We start from the raw sequence: 21,174 nt of genomic DNA on the forward strand, positions 1-21,174 counted from the left end.
ACAGTTCTGAACAGCGGAAAGAAGAAGTGCGTGAGCACGACCAGCGGGATCCGGGTGACGCCGAGTGCGCTCAGGCATCGGTCGACCAGCACCGGGTCGGGCCCGGCGTCCACCACCACGGCGGTGCCGTCACCCGCCGCCAGCACCGTGGCGTCTCCCTGTCCCACGTCGCACATCGCCATCCGCCAGCCGGGCGGGGGCCAGCCGGTGATCACCCTGGTGAGTGGCGGCGGCTGCGCCACGACCAACAGGAACAGCGCTCCGCAGGCTCCGGCCAGCCACGGATGGCTCAGCAGCCGTCGCCCGACGAACACCACGGCCACCGCCACCAGGGCGAGCAGCAGCGCCCCCGTCCAAGTGCCCGGCCAGTCCACTCCCCCGCCGGGCATCGCCGCACCCGCTCGAGCGATGTCCGCGATCCACTGCACGGGCCAACTCGCGCACCACGCCGCGGCCTTGGCCACGGGCAACGCCACCGAGGCCGTCGCCAGCGTCGCGAAACCCAGCACCGTGGCCGGCGCGACCGCGAACTCCGCGAGGAGATTGCACGGCACCGCCACCAGACTCACGCGGGCCGAAAGGACCGCGACGACCGGCGCGCACACCGCCTGTGCCGCGCCGGCGGCGGCAAGCGCCTCGGCCAGCCGCGGTGGCACCCGCCGTCTCCGGAGCGCGGCGCTCCACCGCGGGGCCAGGGTGAGCAGCGCACCGGTAGCCAGGACGGAGAGCACGAATCCGTAACTGCGGGACAACCAGGGGTCGTACAGCACCAGCAACAGGACAGCGGTGGCCAGCGCCGGGATCAGCGACCGGCGGCGCCCGGTGGCGATGGCGAGCAGCGCGATCGATCCGCAGGCCGCGGCCCGCAACACACTCGGGTCGGGCCGGCAGACGATCACGAAGCCGAGCGTGAGCGCGCCACCGAGCAGTGCGGTGGCCCGTAGCGGGACACCGAGCCGCGGTGCGAGACCACGCCGCTCGACACGCTGGGCAAGTCCGGGCGGCCCGATGAACAGGGCCAGCAGGATGGTGAAGTTGCCCCCGGACACGGCGAGCAAGTGCGTGAGATCCGTCGCCTTGAACGCGTCGTCCAGCTCCGGTGTGACCCGTGAGGTGTCTCCGACGACCAGGCCCGGCAGCAGCGCCCGCGCGTCCGCGTCCAGCCCGTCGCTCGCCTCCCGCAGACCTTCTCGCAGTTCGCCCGCGAATCGCTGCGGGCCGGACGGCTCCCCCACGATCCGAGGGAGCGCACTCCCCCGTACTCGCAGCACCGCCGCGATCTCGTCTCCACCCGACAGGGCGGGCGCGAGCCTGGCGGCCACCCGCAACCGCGTGGACGGCAGCACCGACAGCCAGGGTGAACGCTCAACGGCCCCTGGGGGCGAGCCTCTTGCCGTGGGTGCGTCGACGATCATCAGCACGGGCGTTCGCGTCACCACGTCGGTCCCGTCCGCCCGCCTCACCCGCCGAACCTCCGCGTCGAGCAGGACGGCTGTCGGAGCCGCGCGGTCTCCGTTGATCCGGGGCCGCGTGAGCCGCGGATCGGAGGTGACCTCGACCTCGACGTTCACCTGCGCGTACTGCCGTGCCAGGTCGGGAACGGGCCCCCGGAGCAGGTCGGCCCCGTGCAACCCCGCGGAAGCGGCAGCCGCGCCGGCGCAGAGCAGGACGGCGGCGACGGAGACCCGGGGCCACGTACGCGAACGATCCCTCCGGTGGCCGCCGACGAACGGAAGCGCTCCTCGCTGCCCACCATGCCGGCCTCCCGCCGGCCCTTCACCGAACCGGCGTCTCGCACGGTCCTCCTGGGTGCGCACGCCCCTTCGCCTCGCCATCAGCAGAGTCCCGCCCACCACCAGGCAGAACACCGCCATGCCCGCGACCCACCCGGGCGGTCCTCCAAGAGTCACCGCAGCCGTGGCCCAGGCGGCGAGCGCGGGCGGCACGAGCCGTAGATCCGCCGGCCCTTCCTCCCGAGGATTCGAGGCTCCCAGCCGACTGCCCGCGGCAACATGCACCGACCGTCGATCCACGACGCCGACGTCAGCCCCGTCGACCCTGGCGCGCCCGCCCCCAGACCCAACGCCCGCACGCACGCGCACGCCCGCACCCCCACCCCCACCCGCACCCGCACCCGCACCCGGGCTGGGGCCTACCGCCCTCCCCCCGTTCACGGCCGCACCAGATTCCGCAGATCGGCGAACCGGCGGTCCCCGATCCCATTGACCTCGCGAAGCTCTTCGACCGATCGGAACCCGCCGTTCTGAACGCGATAGTCGATGATGTGCTGCGCCAGGACCGGACCGACGCCGGGGAGGCTGTCGAGTTGCTCCACGGTGGCGGTGTTGAGCGAAACAGGAGCGGCCGGAGCGGCACCGCCCACGGACGCACCACCAGCAGAACCACCGCCGACGGACGCGCCGGCACCCACTCCGCTCGAACCGGTTCCCCCGGCGAGCGCGGGCGCGCCGACGACGATCTGTTCGCCGTCCACGAGGAGGCGGGCGCGGTTGAGTCCGTCGGTACTCGTGCCGGAACGCACTCCGCCCGCGGCTTTCAGCGCGTCCTCCACTCGGGAGCCGGCCGGCAGGCGTTGGAGCCCGGGGCTGCGCACCTTGCCACTGACGTCCACCACGAGCGGGGGCCCAACCGCGCCGACCGGGCCGGGTGACCCAACCGAGGCGCCCGGAGTCAATTCCTGCTGCTTCGCCTGTCCGGCGGGTTCGCCGAACTGTCCAGCCGCCCGTACCACCTCTGGAGCCCGCACCGACTGGGTCCGGCCGGTCCAGAAGTGCTGCACGGCGAAGACCGAGGCGACGACGAGGAGGACCGTGAGCGCGACCACGCTTCTGCGCTCAAGGCCACACCTCGACTGCAACCACAGCGGCATCCGCTCCCGCACGGCAGGCCCCGCCCGATCCCGCCATCCCCCGACCACCCCGTCGGTAGCGGCATCGCCGCCCACGCCGATGTCAGCACCAGCACCGTCGCCTGAACCATCACGATCGACCGCCCAGCCCGACCGAGAAGAATCACCCTCCCTGCCCAACCGAGAAGAATCACCCTCCCGCGCCCGGCTCACCGGACTCCCCCGGAGCCCGTCAGCGCGAGGTGGACCAACCGCCCCGCTCCCCTCCCGCCCCCACACCTCGGCGACGCCCACCCCCTCGGGCGTCCTGGCTCCTGGAAGGCCGTCCCCCACATCCCAGTCCTCCGCCCCCGAAGGCCCGTCCCTCCTCCCGCTCCCCGACTCCCGCCGCTCGCCGGTCCTCTCGGCGAAGAGCGCCTCCGCGCGCAGGCGGAGCGCCTCGGCCGACGCCTCACGGCGCCGGGCACGGCTTCGGGGATGGTCACGGCGGTGGTGACGGGCATCGCGGGTGCGGCCGTCGGAGGCGGGCCCGCGGCCCGGACCGCTGGTCGGAGTGGCTGTGCGTGAACGTGATCGAAGTGTCATGCGGCGAGGATCCAGCACCTCGGCCACCCCGCGATGATCTTGCTCAATTCCCGGGGACTACCACCCGGTTGTGGATAACTCCACCACCCACACGAGCCCCATCCGCCGCACTCGCCCCAGAGAAGACCACCAGCCCGACCCGTCCCACAGGCCGCCCCGCCCCACCCGCCTCATCGAGGCGAAACAACCGCCCCCAACAGCCCAGGCCCCGTATGCGCACCGATCACCGCGCCGACCTCGCTGACATGCAGATCCGCGAGACCGGGCACCCGCGCCCGCAACCGGTCCGAGAGGACAAGGGCCCGGTCCGGTGCGGCGAGGTGGTGCACGGCGATGTCGACCTGGGCACCGCCCGCACGGTCGGCGACGATCTCCTCCAGACGGGCGATCGCCTTGGACGCCGTCCGCACCTTCTCCAGAAGTTCGATACGCCCGCCGTCCAGTTGCAACAGCGGCTTCACCGCGAGCGCGGAGCCCAGCAGTGCCTGCGCGGCTCCGATCCGGCCGCCGCGGCGCAGATAGTCCAGAGTGTCGACGTAGAAGTAGGCGGAGGTGCCCGCGGCCCGTTTCTCCGCTGCGGTGACCGCCTCGTCGATCGTGCCCCCCGCCTCCGCGGACTCGGCCGCGGCCAGTGCGCAGAAGCCGAGTGCCATCGCGACCATGCCGGTGTCCACCACGCGTACGGGCACCGGAGCCTCCTTGGCGGCGAGGACCGCGGCGTCGTACGTGCCCGAGAACTCGGACGACAGGTGGAGGGAGACGATGCCGGTGGCGCCCGACTCGGCGACCTTGCGATAGGTCGCGGCGAAGACCTCGGGGCTGGGCCGTGACGTGGTGACGGAGCGCCGCTTCTGCAGTGCCTCGGCCAGGGAGCGGGCCGAGATCTCGGTGCCCTCCTCGAAGGCCCGGTCGCCCAGGACCACGGTCAGCGGAACCGCTGTGATGCCGTGGTCCTCCATCGTCCGCGTCGGCAGGTAGGCCGTTGAATCGGTGACGATCGCGACATGGCGGGACATGAGCTGGAGGTTACCTGCCGGGGCACCCGGTCGGCAGCCCGGCCCCTCCCGCTTGCGGCTGCCGCGGCCGGATCAAGTGGTGCTCTCGGGGCGGGGCTTCTTCTGCCAGGGGTAGACGGGCCGCGGTCCCGGCGGGGTGATGGAGGGACGGGTCGGCTCCTCCGCCGTACGGGATTCCGGGCTCTCGGGCCAGGTCTGGCCGCCGGTGGAGGCCGCGTCCTGAGCCGGTGCCTCGGGCCACGACGCCGTGGCCTCGGGCTCCGTGGTCCAGTGCCGCAGCGCGCCGGCCTCGACGTCTATCTGGGCGCTCAGCGTGTCCAGGTCGTCGTCCGCGAAGCGTCGGGCCCGGTCCCGTGCGGCCCAGCGCAGCGAGTCCGCCGACTGTGTGATCCGCTCGGTGCGCTCACGCAGGCCGGGCAGCAGGGTGATGAGTGTGCGCCGGTCGGGCTCGGTCTCCAGACGCTTCAGCTCGGCGTCCAGCTCGTGCCCGTGCGAGCTGAGCCGTGCGAAGAGACCCAGGGACTCCTTGAGGGACTCGTCCTCCCCCACGCCCGCGTGGAGCGCGTCCTGGGTGGCCCGCATGGAGGCCCGCAGCTTCAGGCGGAGCTGGGCCAGCTCACCGAGCGGCCCCGGCTGGGCGAAGGTCTTGGCGCGCAGGGTGTGGTCCTCCACGGTGCGGCGGGCCTGGGAGATCGTGCGGTCCACGCCTCTCTTGGCTGCACGGACCACCTTCACCGTGGCGTAGACACCCAGCACCACGAACATCAGGAAGAGCAGGGCGATTACTGTGATCACGGCTTCCACCACGCTCCTCCTCCGGGCCGGTCGCGGCAGCGGCCACGACACTCTCAACGGTAAACGCTACGGGCAGGCCCGGAGTTCCAGAAGAACCCCGAACCTGCCCGTAGGGGACTACCCCGACAGTTGCGCCCGTCGACTTTCGGCCGTTGGATCCGCGCTACGCCGGACGGCCAGTGGATCCGCGCTACGCCCGACGACCGGTGGATCCGCGCTACGCCGGAACGATGTTCACCAGCTTCGGCGCGCGCACGATCACCTTGCGGATACCCGCGCCGCCCAGCGCGGCGACGACCTTCTCGTCGGCCAGCGCCACCTTCTCCAGCTCCTCGTCGGAGATCGACGGCGGGACCTCCAGGCGCGCCTTGACCTTGCCCTTGATCTGCACGACGCAGGTCACGGCCTCGTCCACGACGTACGCGGGGTCGGCCACCGGGAAGTCCTGGTGGACGACGGAGTCGGTGTGACCCAGCTTGCGCCACAGTTCCTCGGCGATGTGCGGGGCCAGCGGCGCGACCAGCAGCACCAGGGGCTCGGCGACCGCGCGCGGCACGGGACGGCCCGCCTTGGTCAGGTAGTTGTTCAGCTCGGTGATCTTGGCGATGGCGGTGTTGAAGCGCATGCCCTCCAGGTCCTGGCGTACGCCGTCGATCGCCTTGTGCAGCGCGCGCAAGGTGTCCTCGTCGGCCTCGGAGTCGACGACGGTGACCTCGCCGGAGACCTCGTCCACGATGTTGCGCCACAGCCGCTGGAGCAGCCGGTACTGGCCCACCACCGCGCGCGTGTCCCACGGCCGCGACACGTCCAGCGGACCCATCGCCATCTCGTACAGGCGCAGCGTGTCCGCCCCGTACTCGGCGCAGATCTCGTCCGGAGTGACCGCGTTCTTCAGGGACTTGCCCATCTTGCCCAGCAGCCGGGAGACCTTCTCGCCCCGGTGGCAGTAGGCGCCGTCGCGCTCCTCCACCTCGGCCGCGGGCACCGCGATGCCACGGCTGTCGCGGTAGACGTAGGCCTGGATCATGCCCTGGTTGAACAGCTTGTGGAACGGCTCGGACGAGGAGATGTGCCCCAGGTCGAACAGCACCTTGGACCAGAAGCGCGCGTACAGCAGGTGCAGTACGGCGTGTTCGGCGCCGCCGACGTACAGGTCGACGCCGCCCAGCGGCTGGCCCTCGCGCGGGCCCATCCAGTACCGCTCGATCTCCGGGTCGACCAGCTTCTCGGAGTTGTGCGGGTCCAGGTAGCGCAGCTCGTACCAGCAGGAACCGGCCCAGTTGGGCATGGTGTTGGTCTCGCGGCGGTAGGGCCGCGGGCCGCGGCCGTCGCCCAGGTCCAGCGTGACGTCGACCCAGTCCTGGTTGCGGGACAGCGGGGTCTCGGGGGACGTGTCGGCGTCGTCCGGGTCGAAGGTGCGCGGCGAGTAGTCCTCGACCTCGGGCAGCTCCAGCGGCAGCATCGACTCGGGCAGCGGGTGGGCGATGCCGTCCTCGTCGTAGACGATCGGGAAGGGCTCGCCCCAGTAGCGCTGGCGGCTGAACAGCCAGTCGCGCAGCCGGAAGTTGACGGTGCCCTCGCCGATCCCCTTGCGCTCCAGCCACTCGGTGATGCGCGCCTTGGCCTCGACGACTCCCAGGCCGTCCAGGGAGATCTCGTCGTTGGCGGAGTCGATGATCTTCGCGTCGTAGGACCCGAAGGCGTTCTCCCAGGTCGAGGTGTCGGTGCCGCGGCCGTCGGTCGGCTCGACGACACAGCGGATCGGCAGCTCGAAGGCGCGCGCGAACTCGAAGTCGCGCTGGTCGCCCGCGGGCACGGCCATGATCGCGCCGGTGCCGTAGCCCATCAGGACGTAGTCGGCGATGAAGACCGGGACCTGCTCGCCGTTGACCGGGTTGGTCGCGTACGAGCCGATGAAGACGCCGGTCTTGTCCTTGGCCTCGGCCTGCCGCTCGACGTCCGACTTGGAGGCGGCCTGGGCGCGGTAGGCGGCGACCGCCTCGGCCGGGGTCGCGTGGCCCCCGGTCCACACCTCGTGCGTGCCCTCGGGCCACGCCTCGGGGATGAACTTCTCGACCAGCTCGTGCTCGGGCGCCAGCACCATGTAGGTCGCGCCGAACAGGGTGTCCGGGCGGGTGGTGAAGACGGTGATGCGCTCGCCGTCGATCGGGAAGTGGACGCGGGCGCCCTCGGAGCGGCCGATCCAGTTGCGCTGCTGGAGCTTGATGGCCTCGGGCCAGTCCAGTGCGTCCAGGTCGTCGATGAGCCGGTCGGCGTACGCGGTGATGCGCATGTTCCACTGGCGCAGCTTGGCCTTGAAGACGGGGAAGTTGCCGCGCTCGGAGCGGCCGTCGGCGGTGACCTCCTCGTTGGCCAGTACGGTGCCCAGTCCGGGAGCCCAGTTGACGGGCGCGTCGGAGGCGTACGCCAGGCGGTACTCGCTCAGGACGTCGGCACGCTCGACGGCGGTCAGCTCGCTCCACGCGCGCGTGGAGCCGTCAGCAGCCGGTACGACGCGCTCGCCGCTCTCGAACCGGGCGACCAGTTCGGCGATCGGACGGGCCTTGCCGGCCTCGTCGTCGTACCAGGAGTTGAAGATCTGCAGGAAGATCCACTGGGTCCACTTGTAGTACTCCGGGTCGATCGTGGCGAACGACCGGCGCTTGTCGTGGCCCAGGCCCAGCGCGCGCAGCTGGGACTTCATGTTGTTGATGGCCGCTTCGGTGGTGATCCGAGGGTGCTCGCCCGTCGACACGGCGTGCTGCTCGGCGGGCAGTCCGAAGGCGTCGAAGCCCAGGGTGTGCAGGACGTTGTGGCCCGTCATGCGCTGGTAGCGGGCCGACACGTCGGTGGCGATGTACCCCAGGGGGTGGCCGACGTGCAGCCCCGCACCGGAGGGGTAGGGGAACATGTCCATGATGAACTTCTTGGGCCTGGCGGCCAGCTCGGCGTCGCCCGCCAGGTCGCCGGTCGGGTTCGGCGCCTCGTACGTGCCCTCGGCGTCCCAGAAGTCCTGCCAGCGTGCCTCGATGTCAGCGGCCAGAGCGGCCGTGTAGCGGTGCGGCGCGGCCACCTCGGAGGCGGCAGCGGTATTCGTCTCGCTCATGATCCTCAAAGCTCCATCGATCGTCTCTGCCAGCGGCTCAGGAAATGAAAAAACCCCTCGCACAGGAGGGGACGCCGCGCCGATGCCGACCACGATTCGTCAGTGGCCGGGACTGGTCAGCGCGGCTCGCTAAGCAGAAGGCGTACGGCACGCATGGCGTCAGGGTACCGCAGCGCCCGCGTGGGCCGCGACGGGCTTCCGGCGATCGCCTGGCACCCCGTGCCACTCCACGGAATCGTCACAAAAAACTGAACAACGTTCAAATATTACTTCGCGTAACGGACGCTAAGGGACAACACAAGGGCCTCACGGCCCTTAGATAACAACGCAATAACTCAAACGTCTCGCTGATAGGTATGGCTCGACTTAGAGTGCGGCTTCGGGACCGCTTCCCCGAACTGTTTGGGAGTAACCCCATGACCCCTCTACGCAAGAACAGCTCGCTCCCCCAGCCGGGCCGATCGGCCTACGGCGCGCTGACGGCTGCGGCGCTGTTGCTCATACCCATGGTCGTGCTGGTCGGAGGTGACGGCCTGCGCGACTTCCTCAACTTCGGCGCCGGCGTACTGTCGTTGGTCGCCCTCACCTGCTCGGTGGTCTGGGGGATCGTCGCCACCGACCGGCTGTTCCTGAACGCCCGCCAGCGACTGGTCGCCCAGGCCGTGCACAGAACCACCGCCGTGTCCTCGGTCGCCTTCCTCCTGTTGCACGTCTCGGTCAAGCTCGTACTGGACCACACGACTCTGGTAGCCGCTCTGGTTCCCTTCGGGCTCGGCGTTTCCGGCACCAACGGGCTCATCGGCTTCGGTTCCCTGGCCGGCCTGCTCATGATCTTCACCGCCATCACCGGTGCGCTGCGCAGCGCCTTCGCGTCCCCCGCACCCGTCGCCGCACGCTGGCGGGCCGTGCACATGCTGGCCTACCCGGCCTGGTGCTCCGCCCTGGTGCACGGCCTCTACGCGGGTCGCCCCGCCGCGACGTACGTCACCGTGCTCTACAGCCTCTGCCTGGTCTTCGTGGCCGCCGCGCTGGCGTTGCGCTCCTCCTCGGGCCCCTTCAAGCGCGCCATCGCCGACCGGATCCTCGCGATCATCGGGGACAACAACACAGGTGGCCGCCTCGCCCGCGAGGACCTGCAGGCATCCCGTGCCGCCGCCTCGGGCAACTCGCTGCCGGGCTTCGCGCCGCGGCAGGCTCCGCAGGACACGTACGCGCCCCCACAGCGCATGGCGTCCCCCGCGCAGTCGTACGAGGCCCAGTACGACCCGAACACGGCCACCGGCACCCACGGCTTCGCGGCCGCCTACCGCGCCGTCTCGAGCAACGGCACGCCCGGCCAGAGCCCTCTGGGCCCCGACCCGACCGAACGCTTCCAGACGCCGATGGACATGCAGCCCACCGAGGCGTTCCAGCGTTACGACAACGGGAGCACGTCGGGAAGTTGGCCCATTCCCTCCCCGCCGCCGGTCGGCGCCGCGCCGCCCTCCGCCTACGACCCGCTCAACGACACGGGTTACAACATCCCCGTCTATGACAATTCGGTGACCAACGGCTACGGCACAAGTGATGTGTACGACACCGGTGAGTCGAACCAGGCCTACGGCACGTACAACGCCAACGACACGTACGACAGCGGTCCCACGACTGACGTACTGCCGGGCGCCTTCGACGCTCCCGGCTCTGGCGAATCATGGAACGCCCCTTCCGGAGGCTTTAAGTGAACGAGGCCCTGCCCGACGTACCGGAAGTCCGCGTTGTCGGACTCCCGCAGCTCACGTCGGGTTTCGACCTGGTTGAACGACTCGATCTACCGATGCACCTCAAGGTGCACGGACCGCTCGAACCCATGGGCGGCGAGCAACTCGCGGGCCTCGCCGAAGCGATCTCCCTGAAGGGCCGCGGCGGCGCGGGTTTCCCCTTCGCCAAGAAACTGCGTTCCGTCGCGGAATCGGCCATCAAGAAGGGCATCCGCCCGGTGGTGGTCGTCAACGGAAGTGAGGACGAACCCGCCTGCCGCAAGGACACGGTGCTCATCAACCGTGCCCCGCACCTCATCCTGGACGGCGCGCTGCTGGCCGCGGAGGCCATGGGCGCCCGCACGCTCGTGATCGGCGTGACCCGTGAATCGACCCAGCGGTCCATGGAGGCCGCGCTGGCCGAGCGCGGTCTGAGCAACCGGCGCGGATCACCCCTCCGCGCGCGCGTGCAGCGCAATCCGGTACGGATGGTCACCGGAGCGGCGGCCTCGCTGATCCGCTCCATCGACGGCGGCCCGGCCATCCCGCCCGGCCGCAAGGTCAGCGCGTCCCAGACCGGCGTCGGCGGCGCGCCCACCCTGCTCTCCAACGCCGAGACGTTCGCCCAACTGGCCATCGCCGCCCGCATCGGCCCCGACCGCTACCGCAACACCGGCCTGTACGACGAGCCCGGCACCGTCATGCTGACCGTCTCCGGCGCCGTCGCCCGCCCCATGGTGATCGAGGTCCCGACGGGCGTCCCGCTGCGGTACGTGCTCCAGCTGGCGGGCGCCCCACCCATGCCGCAGGGCGTGCTGACCGGCGGATACCACGGCAAGTGGCTCGACGCGGCGACCGTCAACGAGGCGATCGTCTCGCGGAACAACCTGGACGCGGTGGGCGGCGCACTCGGCGCCGGCGCGATCCTTCCGATCACCCAGCAGACCTGCCCGCTCGGGGAGTCGCTGCGAGTGGCCCAGTGGCTGGCCGAGGAGAGCGCGGGACAGTGCGGTCCCTGCTACCTCGGCCTGCCCGCCGCGGCCCGCGGCCTGGAGGACATCCTCAACGGCGGCGGCCCGGCCGCCCTGGAGGCCGTGAAGCAGGTCGCCAAGGCCGTGAAGCGGCGCGGCGCCTGCTCGCACCCGGACGGCTCCGCGATGTTCATCGAGTCGACGATCAAGGCCTTCACCGACGACCTGGCCGCGCACGTCCTCGGCAACGGCTGCGGAAGGCCCGTGGAAGGCGTTCTGCCGCTCTTCGAGAGCGGCCACACCCCTACGGGCATCCCGGGCGGCCAGAACCAGCTGGAGGCGGGTCCCCCCCGCCAGAAGATCTACGTCGACTGGACGCTGTGCCGCGGCCACGGCCTGTGCGCGGACATCCTTCCCGAGGTCTTCGAACTGGGCGCCGACGGCTTCCCCACCGTCGCGCAGGCCTCGGTGCCCCGGTACGCGGAGGCGAAGGCCGTGCGCGCCGTACGCCGCTGCCCGGCGCTGGCGCTGCGCCTCGAGGAGGACAACCGGTCCTCCGCCCCGACGCGCAACAACCTCCCCGTGCTCTCCCAGGGCCGCGGGCGCCGGGCGCTCGGCAGCGGTCGCTGAACACGAAGAAGCGGGCCACCCGGATCGGGTGGCCCGCTCTCAACGTCTGTGGAGCTAAGGAGAATTGAACTCCTGACCTCCTGCATGCCATGCAGGCGCTCTACCAACTGAGCTATAGCCCCTCGCAGCCGTCCGGCGAACCCGCCTGCTGACCGCGTTGCCCGGGTTTCCCCGGCGCGACGCCAACATTACACGGTCCTCCGGGTGCACCACCAAATCGATTCCGCGCTGTACGGACAATACGGATATGCGGGATAGTGTCGGCCTTCGTGACCGTGATCGCCGCGCCCTCCGCCCACCGGGTGCCCGTCGCCCTGGGGGCGTGTCTGCTGTCGTTCGCGGCCTTCTGGTGCGCGCAGCGGGCGGCGCACGTGTCGATGATCGACCTGATGGTGTACCGGGCGGAGGGCGAGACGGTCCGTGCCGGCGGCGACCTCTACGCCCTGCGCACGACCGAGGCCCATCTGCCCACCACCTACCCGCCGTTCGCGGCGCTGCTGTTCACCCCACTGACACTGCTGGACACGGCGGCCGTACGGACCCTGGCAACGGCCGGAAACCTGGCCCTCCTTGTGGCGTTCGTCGCCCTCTCCCTGCGGCTCGCCGGGCACGCGCGCCTGGAGAGCGTCTGGTGGGTCTCGGCGGCGGCCGTGTGGTGCGAGCCGGTGTGGACGACCCTGCGGTACGGACAGATCAATCTGCTGCTCGCCGTACTGGTGCTGTGGGACCTGTCCCGCAGGCCCGGTCACCGCTGGGCGGGAGCGGGCATCGGGCTCGCGGCGGCGGTCAAACTCACACCCGCGCTCTTCGCGGTGTTCCTGCTGGTCACCGGGTTCGTGCAGTATCTGAGGCGGGGCTCCGGAAGACCGTGGTCACGGCACGCGGGCACGGCGGCCGCCACGTTCGCCGGGGCGACGCTGCTCGCGGCGGCCGTCCTGCCGTACGACTCATGGCGCTTCTGGACCCGCATGGTCTTCGAGGCGAGCCGGGTGGGGCTCGTCGAGGACACCGCGAACCAGTCGCTGCGCGGCGTTCTGGCGAGGCTCCTGCACACGACGGAACCCGGTGCCTGGTGGGCCGCCACAGCCGCCGCGGCGGGTGCCGGGGGCCTCGGCCTCGCGGTGGCCGCCGAGCTGCGCGGGCGGCGGCCCTGGGCGGTCGCCGCGTGCGCGGTGACCGCTCTGCTGGTCAGCCCGGTGTCGTGGTCGCACCACTGGGTGTGGTGCGTACCGATGACGCTGCTCCTGGCGGCCACCTGCCGGACCGCCGCCCTCTGCACGGCGCCGGTCTTCTTCTCGTACGCGCTGTGGTGGGTGCCGCACGGCCCCGGCAGGCTCGAACTGCATCAGAGCGGCGTCGAGTTGACGTTGTCCGCGCTCTACGTAGGAGCCGGTTCCGCCTTTCTCGTCCTCACCGGGGTCAGGCTGTCGCGAACGTGTAGAACCGTTTGAGCGTGCAGTGCTCGTCGAGGAGCCGGCCGTAGATGGGCTCCCCTTCCAGTTCGCGGTACGTCTCGATCGGGTCGCCTTTTATGATCAGCGCCCGCGCGCACTCCTCGCACCAGTACTGGTAGTCGTGGTTGACCGGTTCCATGTCGCGGACGATCGGCGTACCACTGCCGCACCAATCGCATTTTCGCCTGTGCGCACCCATCGATCAGCTCCAGCTGTGGCCGCAGGCCGTGCACACGTAGGAGATCCCTCCGTTGTCGCCGAGAACCTGGGCGACGTGGACCGATCCACAGGAGGGGCAGTCGAGGAGAGTGACTCTTCTGCGTGTCTGTGCCGCTTCGAGGAGATCGTCGACCTCCTCGGAGATGCTCGCAGGCATCGCTACTCCCTCCCGTCGGGCCGCGCCCCCTTCCGGCCGTTTGATTCTGCCACGCCCGGAGCAATACGGTCAGCGACGCCTGCGTACCAGTCCGGACACAGCACCCAGCGTGGCGGTGCCGGCCAGCGCGTACATGCACGCGAGGAGCGCGTCCGCAGAGGTATACGCCCCGGGGGCCCCTTGTGACTCAAGCCGGTTCAAGAAGAGTGTGCCGAACGCCGCGACGCCCATCAGCTGGCCGATCTGGGTGACCGTCGCGAGCAGACCGCCGGCATCCGCGGCGTCCTCGGCCCGCACCGTCGCCAGCGCCTTGGTGAGGGTCGGACTGAAACCGAGCGCGAGACCGACGCCCACGCCCGCGAACGCGACGTACAGCAGCGGGCCGCCGTCGCCGCCGTCCTTCAGCACCTGCCCGACGCCGATCACCGAGGCGGCGGCGAGGGCGAAACCGGCGGGTATCAGGACACGCTGCCAGGACGCCGGCCAGTTGCGCCAGGTCAGACCGACCAGGCCGAAGACCACCGCGGTCGGCGCGAAGGTCAGCCCCGCGCGCAGCGCGCTGTAGCCGAGCCCGCCCTGGATGTGCAGCGTGAGGGTGAACAGGAAACCGGCGTTGACCGCCATCACGGCCAGCAGCCGGAAGACCGCGAGGCCGACGCCGGGGTGGCGCAGCACCCCCGGCGCGATCAGCGGCGCCCCGCCGCGCCGGGCGAGCCGGGACTCGTACAGGCAGAACAGCGCGAAGCACACCGCCGCCGCACCGAGCGAAAGCCAGGACCACAGCGGCCAGTCCTCCTCCTGCCCCAGCACGAGCGGCACGGTGAACAGCGAGACGGCCGCGGCGAGGAGAACGAGCCCCGGCAGGTCGAGGCCGCGGGAACGCTCAAGGGCCCGGACGTCGTCCGCCGGCAGGACGCGCCTGCCGACGACCAGGAGTACGAGTCCCACGGGCACGTTGACCAGAAACACCGGCCGCCAGCCGGTGCCGAACAGGTCGGCGCTGACCAGGACGCCGCCCAGCACCTGGCCCGCCGCGGCACCGGTCGCCAGGACGGCCGCGTACGCGCCGAGCGCCCGGGCACGCGCCTCACCGGCGAAGTTGCGCTGGATCAGGCTCAGAACCTGCGGGATCATCACGGCGGACCCGGCACCCTGAACCAACCGGAAGGCGATCAACTCGCCGGTGCCCTGCGCCAGTCCGCAGGCCAGCGAGGCGGCGGTGAACAGGGCGAGCCCGGCCAGATAGACACGGCGGTGGCCGAGCCGGTCGCCCAGCCGCGCTCCGGTGATCAGCAGCACCGCGTAGGCGATGGTGTACCCGGCGACGACCAGTTGCAGGGCGGCGCCGGACGCGTGGAGTTCGGAACCGATCGTGGGTACCGCGACGTTCACGATGAAGACGTCGAGCAGTGCCATGAACTGGGCTGCGAGGACGACCGCGAGCAGCCGTCCGGGGCGATTGTCAGTGCCAGGGGCTTTACTGGTCACAGGACTTGGACCTGCTGTGGGACCTGGTCCCGAGGGGGTTGTCGTCGTCATGCCACCGAGCCTGGCGGCAGCCGGATACGGGTGACGAGAGCCCGCCGATGCTGGTACTGCCAGCACCTGGCAGCGGACGGGCCGAGCACGGAGGATGGGGACGGGGGATATGAGCCGATGGACATGGACAGGGACAGGACACAGCGTCGCAGGCCGGAGCTGGCCGCCTTCCTGCGCGGCAGGCGGGCCCGGGTGACACCGGCCGACGTGGGGATGCCGCCGGGATTCCGGCGCCGCACACCGGGACTGCGCCGTGAGGAGGTCGCGCAGCTCTCCGGCGTGGGCGTCACCTGGTACACCTGGCTGGAGCAGGGCCGCCCGATCAACGCGTCCGCGCAGGTTCTGGACGCGGTGGCCCGCACGCTGCGCCTGGACCAGCCCGAGCGCGAGCATCTGTACCACCTGGCCGAGGTGCCGTACGAGGCGGATCCGCAGACCGCCGCCCTGGCGGTGGGCCCGGAGGTGCGCGGCATTCTCGACGCCCTGGACCCGCACCCGGCGGTGGTCTACAACTCACGGTTCGACATCCTGGCCACCAACCCCGCCTATCGCGACGTGTTCTTCGTGCCGGGGAACCTCAGACCGGGCACGCGCAACGCCCTGTGGACGCTGTTCACGGTGCCCGAGCCGGACTGTCCGCTGGTGTTCAGGGAGAGCGAGCTCCCGGTGATGGTGGCGACGCTGCGGTCGTCGTACGGGCTGCATGCCGGCGAACCCGTGTGGGAGGACTTCATACGCGAGCTGTCGGAGGTCAGTCCTCATTTCGCCCGGCTGTGGCGCGGCGGCGACGTGGCTCAGCCGGGCCCGCGGGTGAAGACGTTCCGGCACACGGCGGTCGGTGAGCTGCGCATGACGTCCGTCTCGCTCTCCATCCACGGCATGCCCGAGTGCCGGGTCGTGGTCTACCAGCCGGACGACGAGGAGACGCACCAGCGGACGGCAAGGCTCAGGGACCTACGGCGGCAGCGACAGCTCTCCGAGAACGGGGATGACACCGGCCGGCAGCGGATCGCGGCAACAAAAAATCCCGCTCCCTGACGGGAACGGGATCCTTCATCACTGATCCTTGACAACTCAAAAGAGAGTCGATCTGTGGAGCTAAGGAGAATTGAACTCCTGACCTCCTGCATGCCATGCAGGCGCTCTACCAACTGAGCTATAGCCCCGTATGTTCTTCCCGCCCGGCGGGGCGAACAAGAAGAACTTTAGCCTGCGACCAGCCGGAAAGTGAAATCCGGTCCCGACGGGTCCGCGGGACCGGACGCGTGCCTCTCGGAGCCGCTCAGTCGTCGTCGCCGAGGACCGGTTCCGGCAGCGTTCCCGCGTTGTGCTCCAGGAGACGCCAGCCTCGGGCGCCCTCACCGAGGACGGACCAGCAGCAGTTGGAGAGGCCGCCGAGGCTCTCCCAGTGCTGGGACTCCAGACCGAGCAGGCGACCGATGGTGGTGCGGATCGTGCCCCCGTGACTGACGACCACGAGGGTGCCCTCGTCGGGGAGCTTCTCGGCGTGCCGCAGCACCACCGGGGCGGCGCGGTCGGCGACTTCGCTCTCCAGTTCGCCCCCACCGCGGCGCACCGGCTCGCCGCGCTTCCACGCGGAGTACTCGTCGCCGTGCCGGGCGATGATCTCCACGTGCGTCAGCCCCTGCCAGACGCCCGCGTAGGTCTCGCGCAGGCCCTCGTCGTGGGTGACGTCGAGGCCGGTCAGCGCGGCGAGCTCGGCGGCCGTGTCGGAGGCCCGCTTGAGGTCCGAGGCGATGATCGCGTCGGGCTTCAGGGAGGCGAGCAGCCGGGCGGCACGGCGGGCCTGGCCGATGCCGGTCTCGGTCAGCTCCACGTCCGTGGTGCCCTGGAAACGACGCTCGACGTTCCAGGAGGTCTGGCCGTGCCGCCACAGGATGACGCGGCGGCCCCGGCCGGGCTTCTTCCCGGCCTCGGCGCTCGCGGGGCTCACCGGAGCTCTCCGAGCTCGGCGGCGTCCTCCGCATCCTGGAGCTTGGCGTGCTCGGCGCTCTTGCCCCGGGTCGCCGTGGCGTCGGCGGGCAGGTCGAGCTCCGGGCAGTCCTTCCAGAGCCGCTCCAGGGCGTAGAAGACGCGCTCCTCGCTGTGCTGCACGTGCACCACGATGTCCACGTAGTCGAGCAGCACCCAGCGGGCCTCGCGGTCGCCCTCGCGGCGTACCGGCTTGGTGCCGAGTTCCTTGCTCAGCCGCTCCTCGATCTCGTCGACGATCGACTTGACCTGGCGGTCGTTGGGCGCGGACGCCAGCAGGAAGGCGTCGGTGATCGAGAGTACGTCGCTGACGTCGTACGCGATGATGTCGTGCGCGAGCTTGTCGGCGGCCGCCTGTGCGGCGGTCTTGATGAGCTCGATGGAGCGGTCCGTGGCGGTCACTACGCGGCTTTCCGTCGGCGGTCAGTAATGACTCAAGGGTCTCACGGACCGCCGACGACACCCCACGCGTTTCTCCGCCCCTGCCCGGGGTGCCTCGGACGGCCCCCGGGTGCCCCCGGACGGACCGCCGACAGGTGGCGGAGGCGGGGAGGCCGCCCTGCCTTCCCGGCGAGCCCCGGGACGGCCCCTGGACAGGCACTCCGAGCCGCCTGCCCAGGAACGGCCTACGCCGCTGCCGCCGACCGCTCCGGCCCCCTACCTCCTGCTATCCGCTTCCCGCTTCCCGCTTCCCGCCTACGACGACGGGTCGTAGTCCTGCCCGAGGACCACGGACACGTCCGCGTTGGAGGTGACCGTGCCCTTCTTCACCGAGCTGGTGGGCAGGCCGAGGGTCTTGGCGACCTCGACGGCGTTGTCCTGCTGTGCGGCGTCCGCGTATGTGATCTGGGACACGCTCTGGGCGGCGGCCGCCGAACCGGAGTCCAGGAAGGTGTAGCCGCCGTTGACCAGGACGACGCGGGCCTGCTCGGTGGTGTCCCTGTCGCCGGTGGCGTTCTTGATGCCGACGCGGACGGCGGCGCCGGCCTCGGGGCTCTTCACGGTGCCTCCGAGCACGTCCTTGACCACGCTGTCGGTGGCCTCCTCGCTCAGGGTGCCGTCCTGCTGCACAGGCAGCAGCGCCGACTTGTACTCGCCGTCCTTGGCGTGGTCGGCGAGCTTCGCGAGGAAGGTGCCCAGGTCCTTGTCGGTCAGGGACGGGTCGAGGATCTGCGCCAGGGTCTGCACGGTGGTCGTCGCGGCCTGCGGGTCGGAGGACAGCTTGCGCAGCACACCCTGCATCACCTGCCCGAACCGCTCCAGCTGGGCGCTCTGGGATTCGCCGGAGGCCTGGTAGGTGGCGTAGGCGACGGCCATCTTGCCGCTGAGGGACTGGTCGGAGCCCTTCTTCACGAGGGGCGCCGTGCCCTTCTTCGCCGAACCGGGGTCCGGCACATCGGCGTTGGTGTCGATGTCGATGTTGCCGACGAGCTCGACGAGGTTGTTGAGGTAGGGGGTGTCGAGGCGCCAGGTGCCCTCGATGTCGGTGCCGAGGACCGTGTCGATGGCGTCCAGGGTCCCGGCCGAACCGTCGTCGTCGACGGACTTGGCGAGCGTGGTCGTGTTGCCGTCGTCGTCCGTCACGGCGAGGGAGTTGGGGAGCATGACGGTGGTGCCCTGCTTGGTGGTGGTGTTGTCGACGAGCAGGACCGTGGAGGTGCCGCTGCCACTGGTGTTGTGCAGGTGGACGACGACCACGTCGCGCTTCTGGGCGGCCGGCGACGTCGCGGTGCCGGACTTCTCGCTCGACGACGACAGTCCGGGGAGTTTGCCCGCGTACCAGAGGTAGCCGGCGCCGCCTGCCACGACCAGGGCGAGCACCACGACCAGGCCGACGATCCGGCCGCGGGTGCGGCGCTTGGCCTCCTCGCGGCGTTCGGTGCGGTTCTCGGTGAATTTCAGCCAGTCGATGACGTCTTCGGACTCGGCTTCCTGCTCTTCGACGAAGGCGAACTGCTCGGTGCGGTAGTCCCGGTCGGCCCGCGGCTCGCTCTCCTCCGCGGGGCCCGCCTGCTGCGGGATGTAAGCGGTCTGCTCGGCAACGCGGGGCTGCTGACCGGTCCTTGAGGTCTCCCCCGCGCGGCCGGCCTGCCCGGTCTGCCCGCCCCGCCCCGGCTGCCCGGTCTGGCTGGTCTGCCCGTAGGGGTCGTACCCCGTCGAGGTCCCCGGCGTCCCGGATGCGTCGGCGCCGTACGGGTCGTAGGAGGTGGGCGAGTCGTAGCCCGTGACGGGCGGCTGCTGACCGGTGTCGTAGGACGACGCGGGCTGTTGGCCGGTGTCATAGGACGACGCCTGCTGCCGGCCTGTGTCGTACGGCGACGCGGGTGGCTGCTGGCCCGTGGCGTACGGGTCGTAGCCGTAGCCCTGCGGCTGCTGCTGTCCGTAGGTGTCGTAGCCCTGCTGCTGAGACTGCTGGGGCTGCTGGGGCGACACCTGCTGATACACAGGCTGCCCGTACTCGTCGTAGCCGACGAGTTCGTACTGGTCGCCGCCCGCGTACCCGTCGTATCGGTCGTTCACCGGTGCCCCTCTCGGCTCACTAGCCGCGGTACAGCTCACGCTTGTCGATGTAGCGCACCACACCGTCCGGCACCAGATACCAGACGGGATCGCCCTTGGCGACCCTCGCACGGCAGTCTGTGGACGAGATGGCGAGTGCGGGGACCTCGACGAGCGAGACACCGCCCTCGGGAAGCCCCGGGTCGGTCAGGGTGTGGCCCGGCCGGGTGACCCCGATGAAGTGCGCGAGGGAGAACAGCTCTTCCGCGTACCGCCAGGTGAGGATCTGGCCGAGCGCGTCGGCGCCGGTGATGAAGAAGAGGTCCGTGTCGGGGTTGAGCTCGCGCAGATCGCGCAGGGTGTCCGTGGTGTAGGTCGGTCCGCCGCGGTCGATGTCGATGCGGCTCACCGAGAACGTGGGGTTCTCCGCGGTCGCGATGACCGTCATCAGGTAGCGGTCCTCGGCGGGGGTGACCTTGCGGTCGGTCTTCTGCCACGGCTGCCCGGTCGGCACGAACACCACCTCGTCCAGGTGGAACTGCGCGGCGACCTCGCTGGCCGCCACGAGGTGCCCGTGGTGGATCGGGTCGAACGTTCCGCCCATGACGCCGAGGCGGCGCTTGCCCGGGTTCGAGGGAGCGTTCCCGGGGCCGATCGTCAGGCGCTTCACCACACCGGGGCTCACCGCCACCGCACCCGACGCGTCACCGGCCGACGCGTCGCCGACCGTCGTGCCACCGTCGGCGGTGCCACCGCCGACCGGGCCACTGCCGGCCGTGCCACCGGCGATCCCGGCGCTCGCGTTGCCGTCGGTCGCGCCGCTCTCCGTGTCACTCGCCGGACCGGTAGGCATGTCCTGCTCTCCCATGCGTGCAGACCCTACCGGCCCGGCCTGCGGGCAGTGATCGACAGGGGTCCCTGAGCGGCCCGGTGGGGTCAGCGGTCCCGGTTGAAGCGCGTGGTGATCCACAGCAGCAGCATCAGGATGAAGAAGGCGCCGCCGCCGGTGAGGTAGGGGCTGAGGCTCTCGTGGTTGCCGCCGTGCTCCTCGCCCTCGGCGGCGAGCGTGACCAACTGTGCGGCGGTGCTGTGGAAGCTCATCTCGGCAGAACCTATCCGGTGTGGGCGGGATAAAGACGTCGGCCCATCGTAAGCGTGAGGCCCGGCCACGATCACGCCGACTCCGCCGTTGGTGCGCGCAGCGCGACCCGCCACCGGCACCCCGCCCCACCGGAACGGGCACGGGCACCGGCACCGGCACCGGCACCGGCACATCAACCGCCCACATAACGGAACGCGACCCGAAGCACGCCCGACCCAGGCAACTCCGACCACGACGACAACGTCAGTCAAGGAGAGGGAGAGAGTGAGGGAGAAGGAGAGCGCGGCGACGAACGCACCGGCCGACGGGAACCTCAGACGGGACCTCAGTCGTCCCGCTTGTACCCACGCAGCAGGAACCACGCCAGCAGGACGGCACCCAGCACCATCACGACCAGCACGACTCGGAGCAGATCGCCCGACCCCTGTCGGTCGGCGGCGTCCGCCGCCTCGGTCAGCCAGCGGGCCGCGGGAATGTGCTCCATGGGGATAGCTCCTTACGTGT

17 protein-coding genes, 2 tRNA genes and 1 pseudogene are annotated in these 21,174 nt (G+C 70.7%); 4 read left to right on the forward strand and 16 right to left on the reverse strand.

Annotated features, from left to right (window positions below; genetic code table 11):
• Positions 1-23: 23 nt before the first annotated feature.
• From ACIP79_RS30835 to leuS, 5 genes and pseudogenes are all read right to left on the reverse strand, one after another.
• Positions 24-2,018: pseudogene (locus ACIP79_RS30835) on the reverse strand (ComEC/Rec2 family competence protein); the annotation flags it as partial.
• Between the two features lie 152 nt (positions 2,019-2,170).
• Entirely contained in the window at positions 2,171-3,454 is a 1,284-nt protein-coding gene (locus ACIP79_RS30840) for a helix-hairpin-helix domain-containing protein (protein ID WP_401228392.1), read from the reverse strand.
• Between the two features lie 170 nt (positions 3,455-3,624).
• Entirely contained in the window at positions 3,625-4,470 is an 846-nt protein-coding gene (locus ACIP79_RS30845; RefSeq protein ID WP_383682052.1) for a DegV family protein, read from the reverse strand.
• A 72-nt stretch (positions 4,471-4,542) separates the two neighbouring features.
• On the reverse strand, positions 4,543-5,274 hold the full coding sequence (locus ACIP79_RS30850) for a hypothetical protein (RefSeq protein WP_401228394.1): 732 nt from the start codon (positions 5,272-5,274) through the stop codon (positions 4,543-4,545).
• 208 nt (positions 5,275-5,482) lie between these two features.
• Positions 5,483-8,371, reverse strand: coding sequence for a leucine--tRNA ligase (gene leuS, locus ACIP79_RS30855; RefSeq protein WP_401228396.1), 2,889 nt, complete (start codon positions 8,369-8,371; stop codon positions 5,483-5,485).
• Positions 8,372-8,787: 416 nt separating this feature from the next.
• Here leuS and ACIP79_RS30860 point away from each other — a divergent pair, with 416 nt between their 5' ends.
• Positions 8,788-10,092: a cytochrome b/b6 domain-containing protein gene (locus ACIP79_RS30860; protein ID WP_383682048.1), complete on the forward strand. Its 1,305-nt coding sequence runs from the start codon at positions 8,788-8,790 to the stop codon at positions 10,090-10,092.
• A complete protein-coding gene (locus ACIP79_RS30865; protein ID WP_401228398.1) occupies positions 10,089-11,708 on the forward strand; it encodes an NADH-ubiquinone oxidoreductase-F iron-sulfur binding region domain-containing protein in 1,620 nt (539 codons plus the stop codon). The genes ACIP79_RS30860 and ACIP79_RS30865 overlap by 4 nt, the downstream gene beginning before the upstream one ends.
• A gap of 49 nt (positions 11,709-11,757) precedes the next feature.
• Here ACIP79_RS30865 and ACIP79_RS30870 read toward each other — a convergent pair.
• Positions 11,758-11,830, reverse strand: a tRNA-Ala gene (locus ACIP79_RS30870).
• Positions 11,831-11,977: 147 nt separating this feature from the next.
• Here ACIP79_RS30870 and ACIP79_RS30875 point away from each other — a divergent pair.
• Entirely contained in the window at positions 11,978-13,159 is a 1,182-nt protein-coding gene (locus tag ACIP79_RS30875; protein ID WP_401228400.1) for a glycosyltransferase 87 family protein, read from the forward strand.
• Here the strand turns inward: ACIP79_RS30875 and ACIP79_RS30880 are convergent.
• The 3 genes from ACIP79_RS30880 to ACIP79_RS30890 all read right to left on the reverse strand — a co-directional run bounded on the left by ACIP79_RS30880 (position 13,128) and on the right by ACIP79_RS30890 (position 15,077).
• Positions 13,128-13,361 (reverse strand): hypothetical protein, encoded by a 234-nt coding sequence (locus tag ACIP79_RS30880; protein ID WP_054231942.1) that lies wholly within the window; start codon positions 13,359-13,361, stop codon positions 13,128-13,130. The genes ACIP79_RS30875 and ACIP79_RS30880 overlap by 32 nt on opposite strands.
• Before the next feature lie 3 nt (positions 13,362-13,364).
• Positions 13,365-13,538 carry a hypothetical protein gene (locus tag ACIP79_RS30885; RefSeq protein WP_383682042.1) on the reverse strand — a complete coding sequence of 58 codons (174 nt, stop codon included), beginning with the start codon at positions 13,536-13,538 and terminating at the stop codon, positions 13,365-13,367.
• Positions 13,539-13,607: 69 nt separating this feature from the next.
• On the reverse strand, positions 13,608-15,077 hold the full coding sequence (locus tag ACIP79_RS30890; RefSeq protein ID WP_401228402.1) for an MFS transporter: 1,470 nt from the start codon (positions 15,075-15,077) through the stop codon (positions 13,608-13,610).
• Between the two features lie 117 nt (positions 15,078-15,194).
• Between ACIP79_RS30890 and ACIP79_RS30895 the strand changes: the two genes are divergently transcribed.
• The gene (locus ACIP79_RS30895; protein ID WP_401228403.1) at positions 15,195-16,115 is read left to right on the forward strand and encodes a helix-turn-helix transcriptional regulator; all 921 of its coding nucleotides are present in this window, start codon (positions 15,195-15,197) and stop codon (positions 16,113-16,115) included.
• Between the two features lie 55 nt (positions 16,116-16,170).
• Here the strand turns inward: ACIP79_RS30895 and ACIP79_RS30900 are convergent.
• The 7 genes from ACIP79_RS30900 to ACIP79_RS30930 form a co-directional block, all read right to left on the reverse strand.
• Positions 16,171-16,243 (reverse strand) — tRNA-Ala (locus tag ACIP79_RS30900).
• 116 nt (positions 16,244-16,359) lie between these two features.
• Entirely contained in the window at positions 16,360-17,031 is a 672-nt protein-coding gene (locus tag ACIP79_RS30905) for a histidine phosphatase family protein (protein WP_401228405.1), read from the reverse strand.
• A complete protein-coding gene (rsfS, locus tag ACIP79_RS30910) occupies positions 17,028-17,471 on the reverse strand; it encodes a ribosome silencing factor (protein WP_383682034.1) in 444 nt (147 codons plus the stop codon). Before rsfS ends, ACIP79_RS30905 begins: the two co-directional genes overlap by 4 nt.
• A 294-nt stretch (positions 17,472-17,765) precedes the next feature.
• A complete protein-coding gene (locus ACIP79_RS30915) occupies positions 17,766-19,589 on the reverse strand; it encodes a LytR C-terminal domain-containing protein (protein WP_401228408.1) in 1,824 nt (607 codons plus the stop codon).
• Between the two features lie 19 nt (positions 19,590-19,608).
• A complete protein-coding gene (nadD, locus tag ACIP79_RS30920; RefSeq protein WP_387187079.1) occupies positions 19,609-20,172 on the reverse strand; it encodes a nicotinate-nucleotide adenylyltransferase in 564 nt (187 codons plus the stop codon).
• A gap of 332 nt (positions 20,173-20,504) precedes the next feature.
• The gene (locus tag ACIP79_RS30925) at positions 20,505-20,669 is read right to left on the reverse strand and encodes a hypothetical protein (RefSeq protein ID WP_198655517.1); all 165 of its coding nucleotides are present in this window, start codon (positions 20,667-20,669) and stop codon (positions 20,505-20,507) included.
• 326 nt (positions 20,670-20,995) lie between these two features.
• Positions 20,996-21,154 (reverse strand): hypothetical protein, encoded by a 159-nt coding sequence (locus ACIP79_RS30930; RefSeq protein ID WP_401228410.1) that lies wholly within the window; start codon positions 21,152-21,154, stop codon positions 20,996-20,998.
• Positions 21,155-21,174: the final 20 nt, after the last annotated feature.

The organism is Streptomyces sp. NPDC088747 (assembly GCF_044751025.1).
Taxonomy (GTDB): Bacteria; Actinomycetota; Actinomycetes; order Streptomycetales; family Streptomycetaceae; genus Streptomyces.